This is a genomic window from Promicromonospora sp. NPDC110617, assembly GCF_055598465.1.
The window spans coordinates 547680-569402 of the sequence record NZ_JBVKBM010000003.1; the positions used below are offsets into that span (position 1 = coordinate 547680).

At 72.7% G+C, this 21723-nt stretch carries 22 protein-coding genes; 11 read left to right on the plus strand and 11 right to left on the minus strand.

The genetic code is table 11. The features are described 5' to 3' along the window. The first annotated feature begins 34 nt into the window (after positions 1-34). The 9 genes from ACZ7LE_RS20190 to ACZ7LE_RS20230 all read left to right on the plus strand — a co-directional run bounded on the left by ACZ7LE_RS20190 (position 35) and on the right by ACZ7LE_RS20230 (position 6475). Positions 35-607 carry a CDP-alcohol phosphatidyltransferase family protein gene (locus ACZ7LE_RS20190; RefSeq protein WP_377229421.1) on the plus strand — a complete coding sequence of 191 codons (573 nt, stop codon included), beginning with the start codon at positions 35-37 and terminating at the stop codon, positions 605-607. A 170-nt stretch (positions 608-777) separates the two neighbouring features. Beyond that, positions 778-1590 carry a DUF881 domain-containing protein gene (locus tag ACZ7LE_RS20195; protein WP_470405029.1) on the plus strand — a complete coding sequence of 271 codons (813 nt, stop codon included), beginning with the start codon at positions 778-780 and terminating at the stop codon, positions 1588-1590. Further along, positions 1587-1919, plus strand: a complete 333-nt coding sequence (locus tag ACZ7LE_RS20200) for a small basic family protein (RefSeq protein WP_470405030.1) — start codon at positions 1587-1589, stop codon at positions 1917-1919. Before ACZ7LE_RS20195 ends, ACZ7LE_RS20200 begins: the two co-directional genes overlap by 4 nt. A gap of 2 nt (positions 1920-1921) precedes the next feature. Beyond that, positions 1922-2860, plus strand: a complete 939-nt coding sequence (locus tag ACZ7LE_RS20205) for a DUF881 domain-containing protein (protein WP_470405323.1) — start codon at positions 1922-1924, stop codon at positions 2858-2860. A gap of 223 nt (positions 2861-3083) precedes the next feature. Continuing rightward, entirely contained in the window at positions 3084-3557 is a 474-nt protein-coding gene (locus tag ACZ7LE_RS20210; RefSeq protein ID WP_020015374.1) for an FHA domain-containing protein, read from the plus strand. Continuing rightward, on the plus strand, positions 3530-4306 hold the full coding sequence (ftsR, locus tag ACZ7LE_RS20215) for a transcriptional regulator FtsR (RefSeq protein ID WP_470405031.1): 777 nt from the start codon (positions 3530-3532) through the stop codon (positions 4304-4306). The genes ACZ7LE_RS20210 and ftsR overlap by 28 nt, the downstream gene beginning before the upstream one ends. 128 nt (positions 4307-4434) lie before the next feature. Beyond that, on the plus strand, positions 4435-4941 hold the full coding sequence (locus ACZ7LE_RS20220) for a bifunctional nuclease family protein (protein ID WP_377229424.1): 507 nt from the start codon (positions 4435-4437) through the stop codon (positions 4939-4941). Positions 4942-5041: 100 nt separating this feature from the next. Continuing rightward, positions 5042-5632, plus strand: coding sequence for a MerR family transcriptional regulator (locus ACZ7LE_RS20225; protein ID WP_377229417.1), 591 nt, complete (start codon positions 5042-5044; stop codon positions 5630-5632). 153 nt (positions 5633-5785) lie between these two features. Further along, positions 5786-6475 carry an MBL fold metallo-hydrolase gene (locus ACZ7LE_RS20230; RefSeq protein ID WP_470405032.1) on the plus strand — a complete coding sequence of 230 codons (690 nt, stop codon included), beginning with the start codon at positions 5786-5788 and terminating at the stop codon, positions 6473-6475. 16 nt (positions 6476-6491) lie between these two features. On the opposite strand, the gene ACZ7LE_RS20235 is transcribed toward ACZ7LE_RS20230, so the two are convergent. The 10 genes from ACZ7LE_RS20235 to ACZ7LE_RS20280 form a co-directional block, all read right to left on the minus strand. After that, a complete protein-coding gene (locus ACZ7LE_RS20235) occupies positions 6492-6833 on the minus strand; it encodes a hypothetical protein (protein WP_470405033.1) in 342 nt (113 codons plus the stop codon). Continuing rightward, positions 6830-9202, minus strand: coding sequence for a hypothetical protein (locus ACZ7LE_RS20240; protein ID WP_470405034.1), 2373 nt, complete (start codon positions 9200-9202; stop codon positions 6830-6832). Before ACZ7LE_RS20240 ends, ACZ7LE_RS20235 begins: the two co-directional genes overlap by 4 nt. Before the next feature lie 168 nt (positions 9203-9370). After that, positions 9371-10621 carry a phospholipase D-like domain-containing protein gene (locus tag ACZ7LE_RS20245; RefSeq protein ID WP_470405324.1) on the minus strand — a complete coding sequence of 417 codons (1251 nt, stop codon included), beginning with the start codon at positions 10619-10621 and terminating at the stop codon, positions 9371-9373. Positions 10622-10739: 118 nt separating this feature from the next. Next, positions 10740-11282, minus strand: a complete 543-nt coding sequence (locus ACZ7LE_RS20250; RefSeq protein ID WP_470405035.1) for a hypothetical protein — start codon at positions 11280-11282, stop codon at positions 10740-10742. After that, the gene (locus ACZ7LE_RS20255) at positions 11279-11845 is read right to left on the minus strand and encodes a pyruvoyl-dependent arginine decarboxylase (protein WP_470405036.1); all 567 of its coding nucleotides are present in this window, start codon (positions 11843-11845) and stop codon (positions 11279-11281) included. Before ACZ7LE_RS20255 ends, ACZ7LE_RS20250 begins: the two co-directional genes overlap by 4 nt. Further along, complete coding sequence (locus ACZ7LE_RS20260) at positions 11842-14733, minus strand: response regulator (protein ID WP_470405037.1); 2892 nt, start codon at positions 14731-14733, stop codon at positions 11842-11844. The genes ACZ7LE_RS20255 and ACZ7LE_RS20260 overlap by 4 nt, the downstream gene beginning before the upstream one ends. 37 nt (positions 14734-14770) lie before the next feature. Then, on the minus strand, positions 14771-15148 hold the full coding sequence (locus tag ACZ7LE_RS20265; protein WP_470405038.1) for a response regulator: 378 nt from the start codon (positions 15146-15148) through the stop codon (positions 14771-14773). Between the two features lie 157 nt (positions 15149-15305). Beyond that, on the minus strand, positions 15306-16337 hold the full coding sequence (locus tag ACZ7LE_RS20270; protein ID WP_470405039.1) for a tyrosine-type recombinase/integrase: 1032 nt from the start codon (positions 16335-16337) through the stop codon (positions 15306-15308). Positions 16338-16408: 71 nt separating this feature from the next. Beyond that, the gene (locus ACZ7LE_RS20275; protein WP_470405040.1) at positions 16409-17260 is read right to left on the minus strand and encodes an ABC transporter permease; all 852 of its coding nucleotides are present in this window, start codon (positions 17258-17260) and stop codon (positions 16409-16411) included. Further along, positions 17257-18261 carry an ABC transporter ATP-binding protein gene (locus ACZ7LE_RS20280; RefSeq protein WP_470405041.1) on the minus strand — a complete coding sequence of 335 codons (1005 nt, stop codon included), beginning with the start codon at positions 18259-18261 and terminating at the stop codon, positions 17257-17259. The genes ACZ7LE_RS20275 and ACZ7LE_RS20280 overlap by 4 nt, the downstream gene beginning before the upstream one ends. A gap of 165 nt (positions 18262-18426) precedes the next feature. On the opposite strand from ACZ7LE_RS20280, the gene ACZ7LE_RS20285 reads away from it, so the two are divergent. Then, entirely contained in the window at positions 18427-19389 is a 963-nt protein-coding gene (locus ACZ7LE_RS20285) for a TIGR03621 family F420-dependent LLM class oxidoreductase (RefSeq protein ID WP_470405042.1), read from the plus strand. 34 nt (positions 19390-19423) lie between these two features. Then, on the plus strand, positions 19424-20470 hold the full coding sequence (locus ACZ7LE_RS20290) for an alcohol dehydrogenase catalytic domain-containing protein (RefSeq protein WP_470405043.1): 1047 nt from the start codon (positions 19424-19426) through the stop codon (positions 20468-20470). A 12-nt stretch (positions 20471-20482) separates the two neighbouring features. Here ACZ7LE_RS20290 and ACZ7LE_RS20295 read toward each other — a convergent pair whose 3' ends face one another. Continuing rightward, complete coding sequence (locus ACZ7LE_RS20295) at positions 20483-21133, minus strand: TOPRIM nucleotidyl transferase/hydrolase domain-containing protein (RefSeq protein ID WP_470405044.1); 651 nt, start codon at positions 21131-21133, stop codon at positions 20483-20485. Positions 21134-21723 lie beyond the last annotated feature (590 nt).

A 21723-nucleotide genomic window follows, 5' to 3' on the forward strand; every position in this document is an offset into this window, starting at 1 on the left:
CCGAGACGAACCGGCGTGAGCAAGGGCGGTGTGCGTGTCCACTGGGGCGGAGATGAGCTCCCGGGTGCTGACCGTGCCCAACGTGATCAGTATGGTGCGGCTGGCCCTCGTGCCCGTCTTCGCCGTGCTGATCGTCGTGGGCGAGGACGGTTGGGCGCTGGTGGTGCTCGCCGTCTCGGGTGCGTCGGACTGGCTCGACGGAGTGCTGGCCCGTCGCCTGAACCAGGTCACGCGGCTGGGGCAGATGCTGGACCCCTTCGCGGACCGGCTCTTCATCTTCGTGACCCTGATCGGCCTGGCCTGGCGTGAGGTGGTGCCGCTGTGGCTGGTGCTGGCGATCGTGGCGCGTGACGTGCTGCTGGCACTGACGGTGCCGGTCCTGGCCCGCCTCGGGTACGGGACGTTGAACGTGACGACCGTCGGCAAGGTCGCGACCTTCGCCCTGCTGTACGCGTTCCCGTTGCTGCTGCTCGCGGAGGTGCCGGGCTGGGTGGGCGCCGGTGCGCACGTGGTGGGCTGGGCGTTCACCTGGTGGGGTGTGGGCCTGTACTGGCTGGCGGGTCTGCAGTACGTGGCGCAGGTGCGCCGGCTGGTGGCGCAGGGATGACGGCCCCCGCGGCGGGCGGCCCTGCCGACCGTACGGCGCCGCGTCGTCCGGACGAGTCGATGACGCTCCTGCGGGAGGTCACCGAGCGTCCGCTGGACCCGGGGTACGCGGAGATGGCGCGGCGGCGAGCGGAGGCTGGCCAGGCGTCCGGCCCGGTGGCGGGGCGCCGCGTGTCGAGCGTGGTGACGATGCTGCTGGTGGCGATCGTGCTCGGTGCGGTGACGGCGGTGGCGGTGCGTGACCTGCGAGCGCCGCAGCCGACGGTCACGAAGGGGCGGTCGGTGCTGATCGAGCAGATCCAGGACCGTAGTGCGCAGGTGGAGGCGTTGTCGGCGCGGGCGACGGCGCTGGACGCGCAGGTGGACGGGTTGCAGAGCGGTGGGTTGCTGCCTTCGGCGCTGCAGGAGGTCAACGAGCTGGACCGGTTGGTCAGCGGCGCTGTGCCGGTCGAGGGGCCGGGCATGGTGGTGTCGCTGACCGACGGTTCCGGTGGTGGGCTGGTGGAGCCGGGTGACGCGCCGGCGGAGTCGCGGGTGCGGGACGCGGACGTGCAGTTCGTGGTCAACGAGCTGTGGGCGGCGGGGGCGGAGGCGGTGGCGGTCAACGACGAGCGGCTGACGTCGCTGTCGGCGATCCGGAACGCGGGGGACGCGATCCTGGTGGACCTGCAGCCGTTGAACGGTCCCACGTACCGGATCGAGGCGATCGGCGACCCGGAGGACATGCAGGTGGAGTTCGCGCGGTCGGCGGGGCTGGGCTTCCTGCAGCTGTTGAGCGCGGAGTACGACATCAAGAACGACGTGAGCACGAGCGAGGGGATGTACCTGCCGGGTGCGGGCTCGCCGACGCTGCGGTTCGCGCGGGTGCCTTCGGGCACGGCACCGGGCGGCACGGCAGGCAGTACCGATGGCAGTACGGCAGGCAGTTCGGCAGGCAGTTCGGCAGGCACGGAGCAGGACCGACCCGAGGAGGACAACGGATGATCGCGATCATCGGGCTGGTGATCGGGGTGGTTGCGGGGCTGGTGCTGCAGCCGACCGTTCCCCTGTTCCTGCAGCCTTACCTGCCGATCGCGGTGGTGGCCGCGCTGGACGCCCTGTTCGGCGGGCTGCGCGCGATGCTCGACGGGCTGTTCGACGACAAGGTGTTCCTGGTGTCGTTCCTGTCGAACGTGGTGGTGGCCGCGTTCATCGTGTTCCTCGGTGACCAGCTCGGTGTGGGCAGCCAGCTGTCCACGGCGGTGGTGGTGGTGCTCGGGATCCGGATCTTCTCGAACGCCGCCTCGATCCGCCGGCACATCTTCAAGGCGTGAGCATGGGCCGGGACAAGAACGGGGCGGGCGCGAAGCCCGACAAGAGCGGGTCGAACAAGCCCGGGCCGAAGCCTGTCGCGGACGTGCCGGACGCCGCCGCCGCCGACACCTCGGACGTCCCTGCGGGGGATGCACCCGACAAGGCTCCGGACGCGACCCCGGACACGACCCCAGCCCCCGCCCCTACTTCGGAGCCGGAGCCGGAGCCGGAACCGGCGTCCGGCTGGAAGCGGGTGGTGCAGCTGCTGCGCCCGCGCGGTACCCGTTCGGAGCTGCTGACGGGTCTGCTGTGCCTGGCGCTCGGGTTCGCCCTGGCGGTGCAGGTGGGGCAGTCGACGGGGGACCAGCTCAGCAGTTTGCGGCAGGACGAGCTGGTGCGGCTCCTGGACGAGGTCACGCAGCGCGCCGACCAGCTCGACGCCGAGGTCTCGGACCTGGAGGAGATCCGGGACGACCTGCAGTCGGAGGACGGGCGCGACCAGGCGGCGCGGGATCTCGCGCAGCAGCGTGCCGAGCAGGAGGGCATCCTGTCGGGCCGGCTCCCGGCCCAGGGACCGGGCGTGCAGATCCACGTGGCCGACGGCGCCAAGCCGCTGGAGGCGCAGGCGCTGTTCAACCTCCTGGAGGAGCTGCGCAACGCCGGCGCCGAGGCGATCGAGGTCAACGGTGTCCGGCTGGTCACCACCAGCTACTTCGTGGACTCCGGCGGCGGCGTCGTGCTCGACGGCGCCGCGATCGCCTCCCCGTACGAGTGGACGGCGATCGGGGACCCCGACACGATCGACCGCGCCCTGGAGATCCCCGGGGGCGCGCTGCCCCGGATCCGCGAGGAGGGCGGCGAGGCGACCACCACCACCTCGGACGAGGTGCTGGTCGACGCCGTCCGCATCCCGGGTCAGCCCGAGCACGCCGAACCCGTCGCGCCGGGCGACGAAAAGTGACCCCCGCCACGTTCCTGACCTGCTCGGACACCGGTTGCGGACCAACCTGCTGAACCGGCATGCGGAACCGCCCGGAGGTAGGTAGTTTTATCCGGGTTGGTTCCCGACATTGGTTTTCGCCGCTACCCCGATCGGGGTAGGTTGAGTGGAACCCGGACGATGCCCCGGCCGTTGTCCCAACGTAGTCACCCCGTTCCATCAACATCGCACCCGAGGAGACCTGATGACGGACCCCAGCGCCCATCCGGTCGGGCCCGATACCACGGCCAACCTGGGTCGCATCGCGTTCCCGACCTCCGACGAGCAGGCGCCTCGTACCGCTCTGAGCCCGGAGGAGGCGGCCGCGGTCGCCGCTCTGCCCCGGCACTCCGCACTGCTCATCGTGCAGCGCGGCCCCGGGTTCGGCGCCCGGTTCCTGCTGGACACCGGCCGTTCGGTCGCCGGCCGCAGCGAGCAGGCGGACATCTTCCTCGACGACGTCACCGTGTCGCGCAAGCACGCCGAGTTCGTCCGCGAGGGCGACTCGTTCGTGGTGCGCGACATCGGCTCCCTGAACGGGACCTACGTCAACCGGGGCCGGATCGACGCCGCGACGCTCGTGACGGGCGACGAGGTGCAGATCGGCAAGTTCCGCCTGACCTTCCACGCCAGCCCGCAGTCGCCGGCTCAGTGGGGCCCGGGAACGCCCGCCCCGTGACCGGCGGCGCCGCACGCGACCATGACCGTGACCGTGCGCACGGTCATGACGCGGACCTCGACGCGCCCTGGCCCCGGGGTATCTCCCGGCAGGCCACGATGCGGATCAGCGACGTCCTGCGTGCCCTGGGCCAGGAGTTCCCCTCCGTCTCGCACTCCAAGCTCCGCTTCCTGGAGGAGCAGGGCCTGATCGAGCCCGTGCGGACGCCGTCCGGCTACCGCCAGTACAGCCAGGCCGACGTCGAACGCCTCCGGTTCGTCCTGACCGAGCAGCGCGACAGCTACATGCCGCTGAAGGTCATCAAGGAACGCCTGGCGGCGATGGACGCCGACCCCGACTCGGCCGAGCACCCCGCGCCACGGCTCGCCGCGAACGGGTCACCGGCTCGCCGCCGCTGGACCGCCCCCGCGGTGGCCGAGGCGGCGGGCGTCACCGAGGAGTTCGTGCAGAGCCTGGCCCAGGCCGGGCTGCTGCCCGCGTCCGGCAGCACGTTCGGGCCCGGAGCGGTCGAGGTCGCCCGCATCGCCGGAGCGCTCGCCGAGTTCGGCGTCGAGCCCCGGCACCTGCGCACCTTCCGTACCGCGGCCGACCGGCAGGTCACCCTCGTGGACCAGGTCGTCGCCCCGCTGCGCAGCCAGCAGGCCAGCGCCGGCCGTGGCCGCGCCGCCAGCATGGCCGGTGAGATGGGCGAGCTCTTCACCCGCCTGCACACCGCGTGGGTCAGGCAGGGCATCGAAGACCTCGGGTAGTCCTCAGCCGGCCCGACCGTAAGTTTTGCCGTCGGCGCACCCGGCCGTGACCAGGAATTTGACCCGAGCGCGCGACGAGTGGTGGCAGGACGCCGTACGGTGAAAGCGTGAGGCCGGACGACGTGCCGATGGTCCCCGTGGAGATCCTCGGCGTTCGACAGCAGCAACGCGATCAGGAGATCGTCGTGCTGCTGCTCGACAGTGCCGCGGACCTGGCGATCCCGATCGTCATCGGGGCGCGCGAGGCCAGCGCCATCGCCATGGCGCAGGCGGGTCTCGCCACGCCCCGGCCCATGACCCATGACCTGCTGCGCGACGTGCTGGGCGCCGTCGGCGTGGCGCTCGAACGGGTCGAGATCGTCGCCCTGGAGGGCGGCATCTACTTCGCCGAGCTCGTCCTGAGCAACGGCGTCCACCTCGACTCGCGCGCCTCCGACGCGATAGCGCTGGCCGTGCGCACCGGCAGCCCCGTCCTGTGCTCCGCGGAGATCGTCGCCCTGGCCGGCGTCGAGATCGTCGACGTCGACCAGCAGGCCGAGGTCGAACGGTTCCGTGACTTCCTCGACCACGTCACCCCCGAGGACTTCTCCGGCCCACCCGGCGGAGGGTCCCAGGGAGGTGGGCGGACCGGCTGAAAGGCGGCTGAACCGCGACACGCCGAGACGTTTCACGGCGCGCATCTTTGAAATCACCTTCGACGCGCCATAGCGTGGTCACGACACCCCAGGAGGCACAGTGAACACCAGCGGTGAGAGAGCCACACGCGCTACGGTCCCGCACGGCGCGCAGGGTCTCCTCTTCGGTGAGGACCTGACGGAACAGGACGCCACGACCGGCTACCGAGGCACCACGGCGTGCCACATCGCCGGCATCACCTACCGGCAGCTCGACTACTGGGCACGCACCGGACTCGTCGAGCCGAGCATCAAGCCCGCCACCGGGTCCGGCACCCACCGGCTGTACAGCTTCCGCGACATCCTCGTGCTCAAGGTGGTCAAGCGCCTCCTCGACACCGGCGTCTCCCTCCAGCAGATCCGCACCGCCGTCACGGCCCTCCGGGAACGCGGCGTCGAGGACCTCGCCCAGATCACCCTGATGTCCGACGGCGCCAGCGTCTACGAGTGCACCTCACCGGACGAGGTCGTCGACCTGGTCGCCGGCGGCCAAGGCGTCTTCGGCATCGCCGTCGGGCGCGTCTGGCGCGAGATCGAGGGCACCCTGGCCGAGATGCCCACCGAGACCCTCGACCCGGGCGAGACCGGCGAGGTCCCCGAGGTCGAGGGCGACGAGCTCGCCCAGCGCAGGGCCGCCCGGTCCGCCGTCTGACGGCCCGGAACCACACCTGACCCACCACCCGACCCGCTCCTGACCCTGCCGTCTGGCACGGGGTAGCCACCGCACCCCGACCAGACGGCTCGCTGTTGTCCTCCCTGACTCCCGTGGCCTGCTCACCCTCGCGCACGGGCGTAGCCTGCGAGCATGCAGCTCACCTTCCACGGACACGCGTGCGTCACCCTCGGCCTGCCCGGCGCTCAGCCGGGCGACACCGGCACGATCGTGATCGACCCCGGCACCTTCGCCGACACCACCACCGCCCTGACCGGCGCCCGGGCGGTCCTGATCACGCACGACCACTTCGACCACGTCGACGCGCCCGCCGTCGTCGCCCACCTCACCGCCGCCCCCGACACCCAGGTGTGGGCCACGGGCCCGGCCGCGAGCGCCCTGCGTGAGGCGGGCGCGCCGGCGGACCGGGTGCACGAGGTGACGCCCGGGCAGGTGCTGGACGTGGAGGGCGCGCGGGTGACGGTGGGTGGTGGCGAGCATGCGCTGATCCACCGGGAGATCCCGCGTGCGGTGAACGTGACCTACCTGGTGGAGGTGGACGGCGGGAGCGTGTACCACCCGGGTGACTCGTTCGACGCGCCGGCGGGGCTGCCGGAGGGCGGTCTGGACGTGCTGCTGGTGCCCGTGTCGGCGCCGTGGCTGAAGACGGGGGAGTTCATCGACTTCGCGCGGTCGGTGCCGGCGCGTGTGGCCGTCCCGATCCATGACGTGTTCCTGTCGGAGATCGGGCACGGTGCCGTGGGTCGGTGGCTGGACACGGCGCGGCTCGGCGGCGACTACACGTACACGCGGCTGGCGGTGGGGGAGTCGCTGACGGTGTGACCGAGCGGGGAAGGGCTCAGTCGAAGCGGAGCGTGTCCGGGCTCGGCCACTCGTCCGGTGGCGTCTCCGTGAACCAGGGGCGTTCGACGCCGGTCAGGCGTCCGTCGGTCACCCAGATCAGGAGCTCGCCCACGAGGTCTCCGTGCTCGTCGTACAGCGCGGGGACGGGTTCGATCGGGCCGTCGGGAAGCGACAGGAGCGTGGGAGGTGACACGACCTGGACGTTGAGCATCCGTCCTGGCACCTCGTCGACGACTGTGGCCCGTTCCGCCTGCTGGACGAGAGCTGCCGCGTCGTCCTGCTTGAGCTGAGCCGCGACCGCGCGGACAAGAGTGAGGACGTTCGAGGACAACGTCATGGTGTGAAGGCCGTTCCTATGCGTGGGACGCCGTCGATGACGATCCCGCGGATGATGACTTTCTGTCCCGCGACTGTACGGGTTACCGCAAATCTTCCTTCGGCTGGAAGCCCTGGCCCCTGCACAGCGCGAATCAGGTGTTCCATTGCGTTCTCGCGCGTCCCGTAGCGCGCGACAAGCGGCTCGAACTTGTGCTTGGGAACGAAGACGTGGTCCAGCTTCGCTGGTCGAAGCGCGTCTGACAGTGCAAGGTGCTCGGCACGTGAGAGGGGGCGCGCGACGTCGTCGACCGATGTGACGTGGCTCGGGCCTGTGGTTGTGACAGACCCTTGACTGACCGTGCTCGTTCCCGGTCTCGTGAGGGTCCTGCGGCGGGTGGCCAACCACGCTGCGGGGTCGGCGACGAGGTCGTCGGTCGTGGTGCGCAGGATGCGGCCCGTTGCCGCGCCTGCGAAGTTGCCCGGGAGGAAGGTCAGGGCGACGCCGGCGGTGTCGGCGGCGAGCTGGGCGGGAGTAGCGGTGGCGAAGTAGTCGCGGGTGGCCATGTCGGGGTCGCGGACGAAGGTCGCGATCCCCGCGGACTTGTCCAGGCCCCAGGTCAGGACGCCGGAGACGCCGAGGGCGAGGCCGAGCGACCCACCCGACAGGACGACAAGGGCGGCGATGCCTGCGCCGATCGCTAGCTGGGTGAGCAGGGGCTGGTCGTGCCACCAACCGGCGAGGGAGTCGAGCACGCCGGCGAGCCACGGTACGGTGCCGGGTTCGGTCGGTGCTCCGGTGTGGTTGTCGAGACTGGGGAACTCGAAGTCCGGGTCCAGGGACGGGAAGTCCTCCGGGTCGAACGTCGGGAGGTCGCTGGGCAGGCCCGTGGGCAGATCAGTTGGTAGACCGACAGGTGGCTCTGTCGGCAGGTTGGCAGGCGGGCCCGACGGGAGGGTCGGGAGGTCTTCGAGGCCGGGGCCGAGGTCGAAGACGTCGTTGGTCGTGGTCCCGATCTCGCCGGCGGCTGCGGGCGCGGCGGCGAACACCAGCCAGCCCAGTCCGGCCAGGACCGCGACGGCGGCAAGGCGGCGCGCCCAGGGATGGATCCGCGTGGCGGCGTGCTCGAAGGCCAGCTCACGCAGAGCTCGTTGACCGGAGACGAGCGCCGCGCCCCGGGCGGCCGCGTCCCGGCGTGGCTCCGCTGCGCGCAGCACGCCCGGCGCGCCCGACGCACCCGGCACACCGACTGAGGACTGGACGGGGCCCTGCGCAGGCTGCCGCGCGAAGCCCGCGAGCGCCTGTCCGACGTCGCGCACCACGATCCAGACCAGTGCCGTGACGGCGCCGAGCACCGCCTGGACGGCCGTGGGCGCCGTCGGCGCGGGCTGGGTGACCCAGCCCGGCGCGGGACGTTCGGTGAGGTTGGCGGCGGAGCGGGTGGCCAGTCGGGCGGCGTCCACCAGGAGGCACACCACGACCAGGGTGAGGAAGACCGCGACCCGGCCGTGTCCGTGGCCCAGGAGGGACCAGGGTACGCGGAGCCACCAGGGGATGGTCGTGGTGTCGGGGTCGAGCCAGGCGGGGGTGCCGTCGTCGCCGGGCAGGGCGCTGAACAGGTCCAGGCCCGCGTTGTACATCGCGTGGTCGGCGATCGCTGACCAGAGGGCCGCGACCGGCAGGACGGCCAGGGCGAGCCCGGTGAGGCGGCGTCGGGCCTGCCAGGCCGCGAGGGCCAGCCCGAACAGCGCGGTGATGAGGGCGGTGATCAGGGCGTGGCCGCCGAACTCGGCGGCGGTCGTGGGTGCCAGGAGGGCGCCGTCGGCGCTCATCGGGGTGGGGACCGGGACGAGGCCGAAGGTGACGTAGCCGGGCGGGAGGACGACGTCGGTGGGTGACGTGAGGAAGCCGCCGAGGCCGGCGTTGCCGGTGGCGAGCGCGGTGCGGCGCAGGCCTTCCTCGACGGCGAGGAACGCGGTGCCGGACGCGAGGCCGAGCAGGAGCCAGTCGATGGTGGTGAGCCGGGCGGCGCGGCGTGGCGCGAGCAGGGTCAGGACGACGACGGGGACGAGCTTGCCGACCTCTTCGACGATGCCCGCGACGGCGATCTCGGCGCCGGCCTCGGACACCCCGAGCGCGTCGTGCGGGCCGGCCTGGGTGGCGAGCGTGGTGGTCAGGACGCCGATACCGACGGACCAGGGTACGCAGGCGGTGAAGAAGCCCAGGTATCCGGTCCAGGTCAGGGTCTTGGTGCGGGCCAGGGCGAACCAGGCGACGACGACCCAGAGGCAGCCGAGGTAGGCGCGCAGGCCCAGGCGCAGCTCGGGCAGGAACAGCCACAGTCCGGCGAGCCACACCAGGGACAGGGCCAGGACGACGGTGCGGGTCACTGCCCAGGTGCGGGCGATACGGGGGTGCGTCGTCAGCCAGCGGGCGCGGTGTGCGGCCAGGCGCTGCCACCACCCGCCCCGTGCACGTCGGGAGCGCGCTATCGGTGCCACGCGTTCCGGGCGAGGGCTGGCGGGTGTCGCGGTGGGTTACAACGTCACAGCAGGGCGTTACAGCAGGGGCCGCAGCGGGATGAGCAGGTACTCGCCGATCTTGGCCAGTGCGCCGCGTTCCTCCCACTGGGCGAGGGTCAGCTCCTGCGCGTTGGACAGGTCCATCGCGAAGACGTCCTCCATGCGGGAGGCCAGGCCGGGGTCGACGATCTCGAGGTTGACCTCGTAGTTGCCGGTGAGGCTGAGGCGGTCGATGTTGGCGGTGCCGATGGTGGTCCAGCGGGCGTCGATGGTGGCGGTCTTGGCGTGGACCATGGCGCCCTGGTACAGGAAGATCCGTACGCCGCCGCGCAGCAGGGAGGCGTACTGGCCGCGGGCGAGCCAGTCGGCCACGACGTGGTTGGAGCGGTGGGGCACCAGGACGCGGACGTCGACGCCGCGGGCGGCCGCCGCGAGGAGCGCGGCGTGGATGTCGTGGTCCGGGATGAAGTAGGCCTGGGTGATGTAGACGTGGTGCGTGGCGCGGTCGATCGCGTCGAGGTAGATGCCGCGGATCGGGAACACGAGCTCGGACGGCGCGTTGCGGGCGGCCTTCAGGTGTGGCAGCCAGGTCCCGGAGCCGACGTCGGCCAGGATGGGGTGGCGCGGCTTGCGGTGCCGGTTCCAGAAGTCGACGAACGCGTTGCGCAGCTCCCACACCGACGGGCCCTCCAGCCGTACGTGGGTGTCGCGCCACTGCGTGGCGTACAGGGAGCCGATGTTGTAGCCGCCGACGAACCCGATCTCGTCGTCGACCACGAGGATCTTGCGGTGGTCCCGCCCGGACTTGCGGACGTTGAGGTAGGCCATGCCGGGGCGCAGCGCGGGGAAGCGCAGCATGTGCACGCTGGGCGGGAAGCGGAAGAACGAGTAGGGCACCACGAGGTTGGCGAAGCCGTCGACGATGACGTAGACGTCGACGCCGCGGGCGGCGGCGTCGATCAGCTCCTGCTTGAACTGCTGCCCCACCTCGTCGTTCTTCCAGATGTACGACTCCAGCATCACGGACTTGCGGGCTCCGCGGACGGCGTCGAGCATCGCCTCGTACAGGTCGGCCCCGTAGGTGTAGACCGTGGTGGCCGTCTCGTCGATGTTCTCGGTGAGCGGCTTCTCCGTGGGGAACTTCGCCGTGAGCGGGTGGATGCGGCGGCGGACCATGTCGGTGACGGTCAGCGCGAGGGCTGCACCGACGGGGACGGCGGCCGCGACGATCGCCGCGCGGGTCGCGAGCGAGCGGGCACGCTGCAGGAAGTCGGACGGGATGTCCAGCGTGAGCTTCGGAAAGTTGCCGGGGATCTTACGTGAGGCCACCCGCTCACGGTACCCGGTCTCACGTGCTCGGACCTGGGATATCGAACGGGGCGCCCCCGCACGGTCGCGGTGCGGGTCAGTGGAACGTCGTCGCGTAGTACGACTGGCGGTCCACGGTCTCGACGGTGACGTCCTGCGTGCGCTCCAGGTGGCGGCGCAGGTTGTCGGCGAACCGCAGCGAGTCGTCGTTGAACCGCGACACGTCGTAGGCGCACACGACCCGGTGCTCGGCGAGGTGCCCGACGAGGGCGTCGATCATGTCCATGAACGTGCGGGTGGCGCGCCGGCCGGGGTGCGCGAGCGTGAACCCGATGTACCACAGCGCCCCGCGCGCGGCGTGCTCCGGGTAGCGGGCGGCGAAGAACTCGGGGCTGACCCACGGGACGGCGGCGAGGTCCGTCGCGAGCGTCGTCAGCCCGACGGCGTCCCCCTGGTCGTCGCGCACGAGGAGCTTGGTGACGCGGGGGTCGGCCATCTCCGCGTCGAACTCCTCCCGGTACAGCACGTGGCGGGCGGCGGCCCGGGTGCGCAGCGGTTCGAAGGCGTCGAGGTAGAGGGCCCAGAACCGTTCGGCGTCGTCGCCGTCCACGACCCGTTCGAACGCGACGTCGGCGCTCACCGGCGCTCTCCTGCCACGCCGGTCTCCTGCCCAGCGGGTTCCTGCCACCCGGTGCGCCGGAAGGTCGCGACGACGACGGCGCACACGGGCAGCGTGACGCAGGTGATGCCCGTGACGCGGTGGCCCTCGGCCCGGTACCGGCCGCCCCGCGTCGCCGACAGGTCCTCGAGGCTGTGCGTGAGGTCGGCCAGGACCTGCTCGTGGGAGGGGCCCTCGTGCTCGACGAACAGGCCCGCACCGGTGCCGTCGTCGCGCCGCGACCACGCGACCCCGGCCCAGGCCTCGTGCCCCGGCAGGGAGGTGTGCGCCCTCGCGTACACGCAGTACAGGAGGTCGCCGTGGTCGCCGCGCAGCTGTGCGGGACCCTCGACCTCCACGACCCGGCTGCCCGCCGGCACGATCGAGCTGAGCCGCACGAGGTTGAAGTCGCTCACCCCCGCGGCCGCCAGGGCGGCGTCGAACGCCGCCAGAGGCGTGCGCCCCGAGCCGCTGCCCGCGCTCACCCGGATCGTCAGGGGCTGCGCAGAAGATTCCGTCAGGGGTCGCGCAAGGGGTCGCGTCATGGGTTCCTCACCGTGGGGTTCTGTCCGGGCCGGCCGGCGTCGCCGGCCCGGCCCGCCGCGACGTCCAGGAGGTCGAGCACCGAGCGCAGCACGGCGTCGGGTGCCGCACGGCCCTTGGTCAGGAAGACGGTGCGGCCCAGGCGGAGGCCCGCCCGGTCGGAACGGCTGACCTCCGCGCCCGTGTACACCACCAGCGGCACGCGCCGCAGCCGGCCGTCCCGGCGCAGGTCGGCCACGAGCTCCCGCCCGCTGCCGTCGGGCAGGGTGAGATCGAGGACGACGAGGTCCGGGTCGGCGCCCCGGGCCAGGGCCTCGCGTGCGGCGCCCACGGAGCTCGCGGTCGTCACCACCAGGCCGGCGTTGCGCAGGACGGTTGCCACGACGGTCCGCAGCTCCTCGTGGTCCTCGACCAGCAGGACCCGGCCGTGGTGGGGCTGACGCCGGATGACGTCCCGGACGGTATCCACGATCCGGTCGGGGTCGACGGGCTTGACGAGCCAGTCGTCCGCGAGCGCCGCGGTCTCCAGTGCGTCGTGGGGGCGGGTGCCGGACAGGACGACGACGGGGACGTCGGAGGTGGCGGCGGACTGGCGCAGCCGGCTGAGGACCTCGGCGCCGCTGGTGCCGGGCATCGCGAGGTCGAGCACGATCGCGGCGGGGTGCTCGTCCTCGACGGCGGCGAGCGCGGCGCGTCCGTCGGTGAGGCCGATGACGTCGTACCCGCGTTCCTCGAGGACGGTGCGCAGGACGTCGACGACGTACTGGTCGTCGTCGACGACGACGACGCGGGTGGCGGCGTCGTCGGACCGTTCGGGGGGCGGGTGGGGGGTGGCGCGCCACAGGGTGAAGCGGAAGCTGGATCCGGTGCCCTCGCCCTCGCTGACGGCCCAGAGGCGGCCGCCGTGGCGTTCGACGATGCTGCGGGCGATGGTCAGGCCGAGCCCGGAGCCGCCGCGTTCGCGGGTGTCGGAGGCGTCGACCTGTTCGAAGCGCCGGAAGACGGTCTCGAGCTTGTCGGGCGGGATGCCGCGGCCTTCGTCGTCGACGCGGATCTCCACGAGGTCGCCGACGGGGGCGGCGGTGACGCGGACGGTGCTGCCGGGCGGGGAGAACCGGACGGCGTTGCCGAGGAGGTTGGTCAGGGTCTGCACGACGCGTTCGGCGTCGGCGCGGACGATCTCGGTGGTGCTGGTGGGTTCGAGCGTGATCCCGGCGTCGTCGGCCAGGACGGCGACCTGGTCGACGGCTGCGGCGACGAGGTCGTCGACGGGGTGCTCGACCAGCTCGAGCTGGGTGGTGCCGGCTGCGAGGCGTTCGGTGTCCAGGATGTCGTCGACGAGGCGGCCGAGGCGTTCGCTGCTGGTCAGGGCGACGCGGACCATGCGCGCGGCCTGCTCGGGCGAGTCGTCCAGGGCGTCGCTGTCCAGCAGGGAGAGCGCTCCGCGGATGGCGGTCAGCGGGGTGCGCAGCTCGTGGCTGACGACGGACACGAACTCGTCCTTGATCCGTTCGACCTCGCGGCGTTCGGTGACGTCGCGGAAGACGACGACGGCGCCGCGGATGACTCCGTCGTCGCGCAGGGGGCTGGCGGTGACCTCGACGGGGACCTCCTTGCCGTCGAGGCGGAGGTAGACGTCCTGCTCGGCGGTCACGGTGACGCCGTCGCGCAGGGCCTCGGCGATGTAGCAGCCGTCGGCGGGCAGCGGGGTGCCGTCGGCGGCGGGGGCGTGGAACGTGGCGTGGGCGTCGCGGCCGACGAGGTCGCTCGCGGGGGCGCCGAGGGTGGAGGCGGCGGCGGTGTTGACGAAGGTGACGTGGCCGTCCGGGTCGACGCCGTAGATGCCGTCGGCGACCGACTCGAGGGTGCGTTCCCGTTCGCTGGCGAGGGAGCGCAGCTGGGCGGTGCGTTCCTGGACGCGGCGTTCGAGGCCGTGGCGCAGCGACTCGTTGTCCACGACGACGAGGATCTGGCGGGCGACGACCGCGACGAGGACGGCGACCCAGAGCGCGTTGGCGACCGTGGGGAGGGTGTGGTTGCCGGACTGGGCGACGCGGACGAGGGCCGCGGCGAGGAACAGGCCGAACGTCACGACGGTGCCGAGCACGGGTGTGCCGTGCTCGGCACGGTCGACGAGGGGGCTGCCGGACGCGGCGGGGTGGCGGGCCGCGAGCGCGATGGCGATGTAGCCGCCGGCCCAGGCGGCGTCGACGGGGCTGCCGAAGGTGAAGCCGCCCGCGGCGGACAGCAGCGCGAACGCGACGTCGGCGACGGCGTAGAGCACGAACCCGCCGCCGACGAGCACGAGCGGTACGCGTTCCGCGGCGTTCGAGCGGGTCATGACCTGGACGGCGAGGGTGGCGAGCAGGGCGTCGACGACGGGCAGGGCGTAGGCGGTCAGTGCGGGCTCCGCCTGCGGGGTGTCGGCGCGCAGGGCGACGGCGAACAGCGCGATGTAGAGCACGGAGCCGCCGACCACGACGCTGTCCAGCAGCATGCGTACGAGCTCCTGGCCGCGCGGGCGGACGGCGGGGAAGTGGGAGAGGCCGACGACGCCGAGCAGGAGGGCCGCGATGTAGGCGACGTCGCCGGTCTCGGGATCGCCGACGAGCCCCGAGTAGATGTTGCCGGCCAGGCCGACGACCCCGCCGAGGGAGAGCAGGGACCAGGCTCGTCGTCGCCGGCCCGTGGACCGGGCGGCACGGTGCGCGCAGCTGACGGCGGCAGCGACCCCGGCGGCGGCGATCGCCGTCATCGAGATCTGCTCGCGCGTGGTCTGGTCCAGGGGGCTCAGGAGCGCCAGGACGAGCAGCACCACTGCGGTGCCGGAGACCCAGCACCAGCGCAGAAACCTGTCTCGTGACTGCGCAGCACCGCGCTGCGACACCATGTGCCCGACAGTAATTCACCCGTGCCGGGGCCGCAGGTCAGCGGCGCCAGCCGAGGAGCCCGGCGATCTGGTCGGGCAGCGTGAGCGGGTCGAACGGCTTGGCGAGCACACCGGCGACGCCGAGGTCCTCGTACTGCCGCCGCTCCACGGGCTGCACCTTCGCGGTCAGCAGGATCACGGGCACACTGCGGGTGCGGGGGTCGGCCTGGAGCCGCGCGAACGTCGTCGGCCCGTCCATCGTGGGCATCATGACGTCCAGCAGGACGGCGTCCGGCGGGTCCTCACCGCACAGCGTGATGGCCTGCTCCCCGCTGCAGGCCAGGCGCACCGACCACCCGGCGACCACCTCCAGCCCGGTGCGGACGACCTCGCGGATCGCCTCGTCGTCGTCGACGACCAGGATCCGACGGCTCACCGGGCCGCCGCCGTGCCGGCCGTCCTCGGGTCGAGTGTCCTCACCGTGTGCTCACCTGCACCGTTCGTCCGTGCACTGTTCGTCCCGTGTGCCGTTGGTCCCTCTCGCGGGCTCTCATCGTGCCACGGGCGGTGACCTCGCACCGAGGTCTCGCGCGTCACTCGATCGCGGCGGCCAGGGGGTGGGAGCGGATGGCGGCGGCCAGCTCGCCCTCGATACGGTCCAGGTAGACGCCGGTGGTGGCGATCGACGCGTGCCCGAGCAGCTCGGCGACGACCTTCACGTCCCACCCGTCCGCCACCAGCAGGGTGGCCGTGGTGTGCCGCAGGGCGTGCGGGGTGGCCTCACGCTGGTAGGGCGCGGGCATGCGGCGCACGGCGCGGGCCAGCAGGGCGCGGATGGCCTGCGTGTCGATGCGCCGTCCGCGCCATGACAGCAGGAGCGCACGCTGCGCGTCGGCGTCCTGCGGGCGCTTGGCGGCCAGGGCGGGCCGCAGGTTCGTCAGGTAGTCCTCCAGGGCGCGCGCCAGCGGCGGGGACAGCGTCACCGTGCGGGTGTTGCCGCCCTTGCCGCGGATGCGCCACGTGGTGCGCTCCGGCTCCCGGGCGACGTCGTCGACGTCGGTGCGGGCCAGCTCCGAGACCCGCGGCCCCAGGACCAGCAGGAGCGCGACCACGAGCCGGTCGCGCAGCGCGAGGTCCTGGTCCGTGCGCGCGGGGGTGTCCGACGGCGGGGTGGTCAGCAGGCTGCGTGCCGCGCTCGCGGACAGGGCCGTGCGGGCGGTGCGCAGGGTGCCGCGCACCTTCGCGGGCGGCGCCGCCCACTGCATCGGGTCGGCCTGCACCCAGCACTCCCGGGCCGCGTACGCGAAGAACCGCGTGACCGACTGCCGGAACCGGTTGACCGTCGCGGTGCTGCGACCCGGCCCGGCCTTGCGGTCCGGGTCGGTGTACCGGGCGTCCGGCGCGGACTGGTACCGCACCAGCACGGTGTCGACGTCGGCACCCGTCACGTCGTCCAGGATGCGCTCCCGGCCCGTCAGGCGGCCGAACTCCGTCACGTCGCGCGTGTAGCTGCGCGCCGTGGCGGGGGACAGGACACCGCGGATCGTCTCGACCTCGACCGCGGCCAGGTAGCGGCGGGCGGCTTCGTCGACGGTGATGCGCTCGAGGCGCGGAGGAGCGACCATGTCCGCCACCCTAAGCGCGACCACTGACACTCCCGATATGCCGGAATAGGCTGCTGACCTGCGACGAGACCTCACGCGAGGTCGCGGCGACGCAGCACCACCAGCACCACGGCGCACAGCCCCACCACGTACGCCACGACCGTGACCACCGCCTGCCCGCCCGGGACGACGTCGAGCACCCCGGGCGTGCCCGTCCCCGTCCCCGTGAGCGAACCGACCAGGGACCCGGCGGCCGTGCCGGGCAGGTAGTGCGTGACCTGCTCGACGGCGTCCAGGAGCGACCCCACGCCGCGCAACAGGTTCTCCACCACCAGGGCCCACACCAGCCCGAGCCCCACCGCGAGCGCCGGACCGCGCGCCAGGACACCGACGGCGTACCCCAGCAGGGCCCACATCTCCAGCACGAGGAGCCCGCTGCCGACGGCCTGAGCGGTGGCGCTCGCGGCGGGCCAGACGACCGCCTGGTCCTCGGCGAGGGCGATCCCGGCCGAGACCGCGGTGAACAGGGCCAGGGTGGCCACGACCATCAGGAGCACGAAGCCGGTCAGGGCGGTCAGGGAACCGCCGACGACGGCGGTGCGGGAGGGGCCCTGGGTGAACGCGGTCTTCCACGTGCCCCAGCCGAAGCCGTTGCCCGCGACCAGGGCGCCGAGCACCATCGCGAGCGCCCCGCCGAACATGGGCATGCCCTGGACCAGGACGTCGGGCACCGCCTGGGGGAGGAGCCCGGCCAGGAGCGCGTCACGGGCGGCGGCCGCGCCCTCGGTGGCGAAGGACTCGGTGCCGGTGGCCCAGGTGACGTAGTCGAAGACGTAGCCGAACGTCAGGGCGAGGGCCACCCAGGCGCCGACGGTGATCCAGACGGCGGGCCAGCGGCTCAGCCGGAGCAGCTCGGCGCGGGCGGCGTGCAGGACGGCGGTCATGCGACGGGCTCCTTCCCGGTGGTGGCGCCGGCTGTGGCGTCGGCGGGTGTCGTGCCGGGGCCGGTCGTCGTCAGCTCGAAGAAGACCTCCTCCAACGTGCGTTCGCTGGGCGCCACCTCGTGCACGTCGGCCCCGGCCGCGACCAGCGCCCGCGTCAGGTCAGGTGCGGCGCTCGCGGGCAGGTCCACGCCCAGCGCGCCGTCGGGCAGCGGGCGGACGGCGCCCGCACCGGCCAGGCGGGTGCCCACCGCGAGCGCCGTGTCGTACGGGGTGGCGCGCACCCGCATGGTGACGCCGCCGCGCAGGTCGGCGACACGTGCCTCCCGCAGCAGCCGGCCGTGGTCGATGATCCCGACGCGGTCGCAGATCTCCTGCACCTCGGCCAGCAGGTGGCTGGACAGCAGGACGGTGCGCCCGCCCCGGGCCAGGGACACGACCAGGGCGCGCATGTCCGCCATCCCCGCGGGGTCCAGGCCGTTGGTGGGCTCGTCCAGGATGACGAGCTCCGGGTCGCCGAGCAGGGCGGCGGCCACACCGAGGCGCTGCTTCATGCCCAGGGAGTAGCCCTTGTAGGCGTCTGCGCCGCGACCGGTCAGGTCGACCAGGTCCAGGACCCGGTCGACCTCGGTGCGCGGCAGGTGCCGGTACCGGGCCAGGACGCGCAGGTTGTCCCGGCCCGACAGGTACGGGTAGAAGCCCGGACCCTCGACCAGGGCACCCACCCGCGCCGTCACCGCGGGACGCCCCGCCGGCCGGCCGAGCACCGTGGCCCGCCCCGCGGTGGGGCGCACCAGCCCGAGCACCATCCGCAACGTCGTCGTCTTGCCCGCGCCGTTGTGCCCCAGGAAGCCGTACACCTCGCCCCGGCGCACCGTCATGCTGACCCGGTCGACGGCGGTCCGGCCGCCGTACCGCTTGGTCAGCGCGTCCGTACGCAGCACGAGGTCGTCCGGGGGCGCCGTCCCCGTCGTGTGTGTCGTGTCCCTGCTCTTGATGTCCATGGCCCCACCGTCGCCCCGCCCCGGCAGGCCCGGCGTCCGTCACGGAGCGACACCCGAGTACGCAGGTTTGCGTACGAGCGGCTTCGCCCACCGACGAATGTGGTTGTGCCCACCGGGCGCGCACAGTTGCCTGGACCCAGGGATACGCCCAGGACGGAGAGCCCCGTGAACAGCCTTGTGAACAGCCGCGTGAACAGCACAGCACCCTTCCGCTTCGGCGTCGTCGCCTCACCGGCACCCACCGGCGCCGCCTGGCTCGACCACGCACGACACATCGAACGCCTCGGCTTCGACACCCTCGTGCTGCCCGACAGCATCGCCCACGGCCTGTCCGTGCTCCCCATGCTCGCCGCGGCCGCCACCGCGACCACCCACCTGCACCTGGGCACCTACGTCCTGGCCAACGACTTCCGCCACCCCGTGCTCGTCGCCAAGGACGCCATGACCCTCGCCGTCCTGTCCGACGGCCGCTTCGAGCTCGGCATCGGCGCCGGACACCCCGGCACCGGACCCGACAACGCCATGCTCGGCCGCACGTTCGACAAGCCCGGGGTACGCGTGTCCCGCCTCGCCGAGTCCGTCGGCATCATCCGCCGCCTGCTCGACGGCGAGACCGTCACCACCACCGGCGAGCACTACACCACCACCGACGCCACCGTGACCCCGTACGACACGCAGCCACCCCACGTACCGCTCCTGATCGGCGCCGGCGGGACCCGCATGCTCACCCTCGCCGGCAGGCACGCCGACACCGTCGCCCTCGGCATCCCGCTCGACGCCGACGCGAACACGGCAGACAAGCTCATCGACCACGTGCGCGACGCCGAACGCACCCGAACCACAGCCGTCCCCACACCCGTCTCCACACCCACCGCCCTGCCCACACCGGTGGAGCTCAACGTCAACCTCATGGCCGTCGGCGACGCCGTACCCCGCTACCTGGCCGACCGCATCGACCCCACGGCGCTCGCGGCCTCGGGAGCGGTCTCCGTGGTCGGCGGCTCGCCCCAGGACATGGCCGACCAGCTCCGGGAGCGCCGCGAGCGCCTCGGCATCTCCTACCTCGTGGTGTCCGAGGAGCTGGTCGACGCGTTCACGCCGGTGCTGCGCCTCCTCGCGGGGGAGTGACGGGGGTGTCGGTGCCGCGTGGTTGAATCCGCTCGTGCGAGCGATCCTCTTCGACGAGTTCCAGGGCCCCACCTCCGTCCGGGAGGTCCCCGACGTGAGCGCCCCCGACGGCGGCGTCGTCGTCCGCGTGCACGCCACCGGGCTGTGCCTGAGCGACTGGCACGCCTGGGCCGGGCACGACCCCGACATCCCCGCCCTGCCGCACGTGCCCGGGCACGAGCTCGCGGGCACCGTGGCGCAGGTGGGCGCCGGCGTCACCCGGTGGCGTGAGGGGGACCGCGTCACCGTGCCGTTCGTGAGCGGCTGCGGCACCTGCGAGTGGTGCCGGACCGGTCAGGCCCAGGTCTGCCTCGACCAGACCCAGCCCGGGTTCACGCACTGGGGGTCGTACGCCGAGCTCGTCGTGCTCCACGCCGCCGACGCCAACCTCGTCGCCATCCCCGAGGACGTCACGTTCGAGGCGGCCGCGAGTCTCGGCTGCCGGTTCGCCACCGCCTACCGGGCCGTGGCCGGCCGCGCGCGAGTCCAGGCAGGGGAGTGGGTGGTGGTCGTCGGCGCGGGCGGCGTCGGGCTCAGTGCGGTGATGATCGCCGTGGCCCGCGGGGCGCACGTCATCGCCGTCGACCGCTCCCCGGGGGCCCTGGACGCCGCCCGCCGGGCCGGCGCCGAACGCACCGTGCTGGCCGACGGCCTCGACGTCCCCGCCGTCGTCCACCAGCTGACCGACGGCGGCGCGCACGTCGCGCTCGACGCCGTCGGGAGCGAGCAGACCTGCGCCGACGCGATCCTCAGCCTGCGCCGACGCGGCCGCCACGTCCAGGTCGGCCTCTTCCCGCCCGTCGACGGCGGCCCGCGCGTACCGATGGGCCGCGTGATCGGATGGGAGCTCGACGTGCTCGGCAGTCACGGCATGGCCGCCGTCGACTACCCGGAGATGCTCGACCTCGTCGCATCCGGCGCACTACGGCCCCAGGACCTGCTCGACCGCGTCGTGGGCATGGCCGAGGCGGCAGCCCTGGTGCCGACGATGGACTCCGCGCCCCGCGCCGGGATGGTGGTGCTCGACCCACGGCGGGCGTGAGGACGGCACACGTCAGGTGGCCCAGCGCAGCAGCGCGTCGAGCGGGGCCGGAACCCGGTCGAGGGGGAGCGTCTCGGCGAGGCGCCGCCCGTAGCGTTCCTTGCGGCCCCCCTTGGAGCCGATGAACCGGTGCAGCTGCTGGGTGGTGGTGCGCTCGCGCTGCGCGGGCTGGCCCCGCAGCCGCTCGAAGCTGCGCAGCTCGCCCTCCGCCTCGATCAGGGCCAGGAACCCGTCCGTGCCGACCGCCCGCATGAGCTCGTCCTCGAGGTCCCGGTCGCACCGGAAGAAGCCGTGCTCGGACAGGGGAGTGGTGGCGGCCTCCGGGCGGAGCCCGACGCGGTCGAGGCCCTTGATCACGAAGCGTTCCTCGGCGGCGTCGTACAGGCCGCCCACGCGGAAGGTGCGGGCGGCGTCGGGCAGGCTGGTGCCCGGCAGACCGGACGACTGACCGGTCACCCGTCCGGGAGCTGGGCGCTCACCGGACACGGCGACGAGGTGGTGGCCGATGTTGGTGATCCCGCCCATGGCGACGACCTGCACACCGAGGTCGGCGAGGGGGAGGCCCAGCCGCGCGGCCAGCGCCTCGACGGCGACGCGGTCGCTCTCGCCCTCCACGAGGACGGCGGTGCTCGTGGAGGCGGCGAGTATCCCGGCGAGGTTCATCGTCTCGGAGCGTATGCCCGCGGTGCGAGGCGGCGCCGCAGAAAATCGGCTCTGCTACCGTGATGATCTTGCTTGATGGTGGAAGACGGTTGTGTTGCGCTATACACACTGCTTTAAGGTTCTTGGGCGGTGGGTGCCGGGTAGGGGTGGGGCGGCCTGGGTGAGCTGAAGGCCCGCAGGTTGGGGCTGAAGACCTGCAGGTTGGGTGAGCCGAGGACCCGCGGCCGCGCCATGGGTCGAGCCTCGCGCTCGCGACTCGGCGTCGGATCACCTTTGAGGCCCGGCTTTCTCCGCATTGAGTCCTGTCAAAGGCGAGAAAGCCGGGCCTCAAAGGTGATGAGGTGAGACACCCGCAGCCTGAGGGGTCGCCTCAGGGGTTGGCGGCCGCGGCTCGCGTCCGTGCCCGGCTGGGTGGCGATTCGACACGCCGTGCCGTTCGACACGTCGCGCTGTTCGGCACGTCGTGCCGTCGTGCCTGGGGGACCTGTTCCCAGGGCCTCTTCGCGCCGTAATGACATAATGTGCATTATCGGATCCATCTCGGAAGCGGCGGATCTCAGCAGTTGTCGCGATCCCTGGGGTCGGCACGA

Excerpts from the sequence above, each read along its gene's own strand:
- ACZ7LE_RS20235 (WP_470405033.1), bottom strand. The coding sequence starts at position 6,833 with ATGACGTTGTCCTCGAACGTCCTCACTCTTGTCCGCGCGGTCGCGGCT.
- ACZ7LE_RS20295 (WP_470405044.1), bottom strand. The coding sequence starts at position 21,133 with ATGAACCTCGCCGGGATACTCGCCGCCTCCACGAGCACCGCCGTCCTC.
- ACZ7LE_RS20270 (WP_470405039.1), bottom strand. The coding sequence starts at position 16,337 with ATGGTCGCTCCTCCGCGCCTCGAGCGCATCACCGTCGACGAAGCCGCC.
- ACZ7LE_RS20220 (WP_377229424.1), top strand. The coding sequence starts at position 4,435 with ATGGTCCCCGTGGAGATCCTCGGCGTTCGACAGCAGCAACGCGATCAG.
- ACZ7LE_RS20260 (WP_470405037.1), bottom strand. The coding sequence starts at position 14,733 with ATGGTGTCGCAGCGCGGTGCTGCGCAGTCACGAGACAGGTTTCTGCGC.
- ACZ7LE_RS20210 (WP_020015374.1), top strand. The coding sequence starts at position 3,084 with ATGACGGACCCCAGCGCCCATCCGGTCGGGCCCGATACCACGGCCAAC.
- ACZ7LE_RS20230 (WP_470405032.1), top strand. The coding sequence starts at position 5,786 with ATGCAGCTCACCTTCCACGGACACGCGTGCGTCACCCTCGGCCTGCCC.
- ACZ7LE_RS20205 (WP_470405323.1), top strand. The coding sequence starts at position 1,922 with ATGGGCCGGGACAAGAACGGGGCGGGCGCGAAGCCCGACAAGAGCGGG.
- ACZ7LE_RS20200 (WP_470405030.1), top strand. The coding sequence starts at position 1,587 with ATGATCGCGATCATCGGGCTGGTGATCGGGGTGGTTGCGGGGCTGGTG.
- ACZ7LE_RS20280 (WP_470405041.1), bottom strand. The coding sequence starts at position 18,261 with ATGGACATCAAGAGCAGGGACACGACACACACGACGGGGACGGCGCCC.
- ACZ7LE_RS20255 (WP_470405036.1), bottom strand. The coding sequence starts at position 11,845 with ATGACGCGACCCCTTGCGCGACCCCTGACGGAATCTTCTGCGCAGCCC.
- ACZ7LE_RS20275 (WP_470405040.1), bottom strand. The coding sequence starts at position 17,260 with ATGACCGCCGTCCTGCACGCCGCCCGCGCCGAGCTGCTCCGGCTGAGC.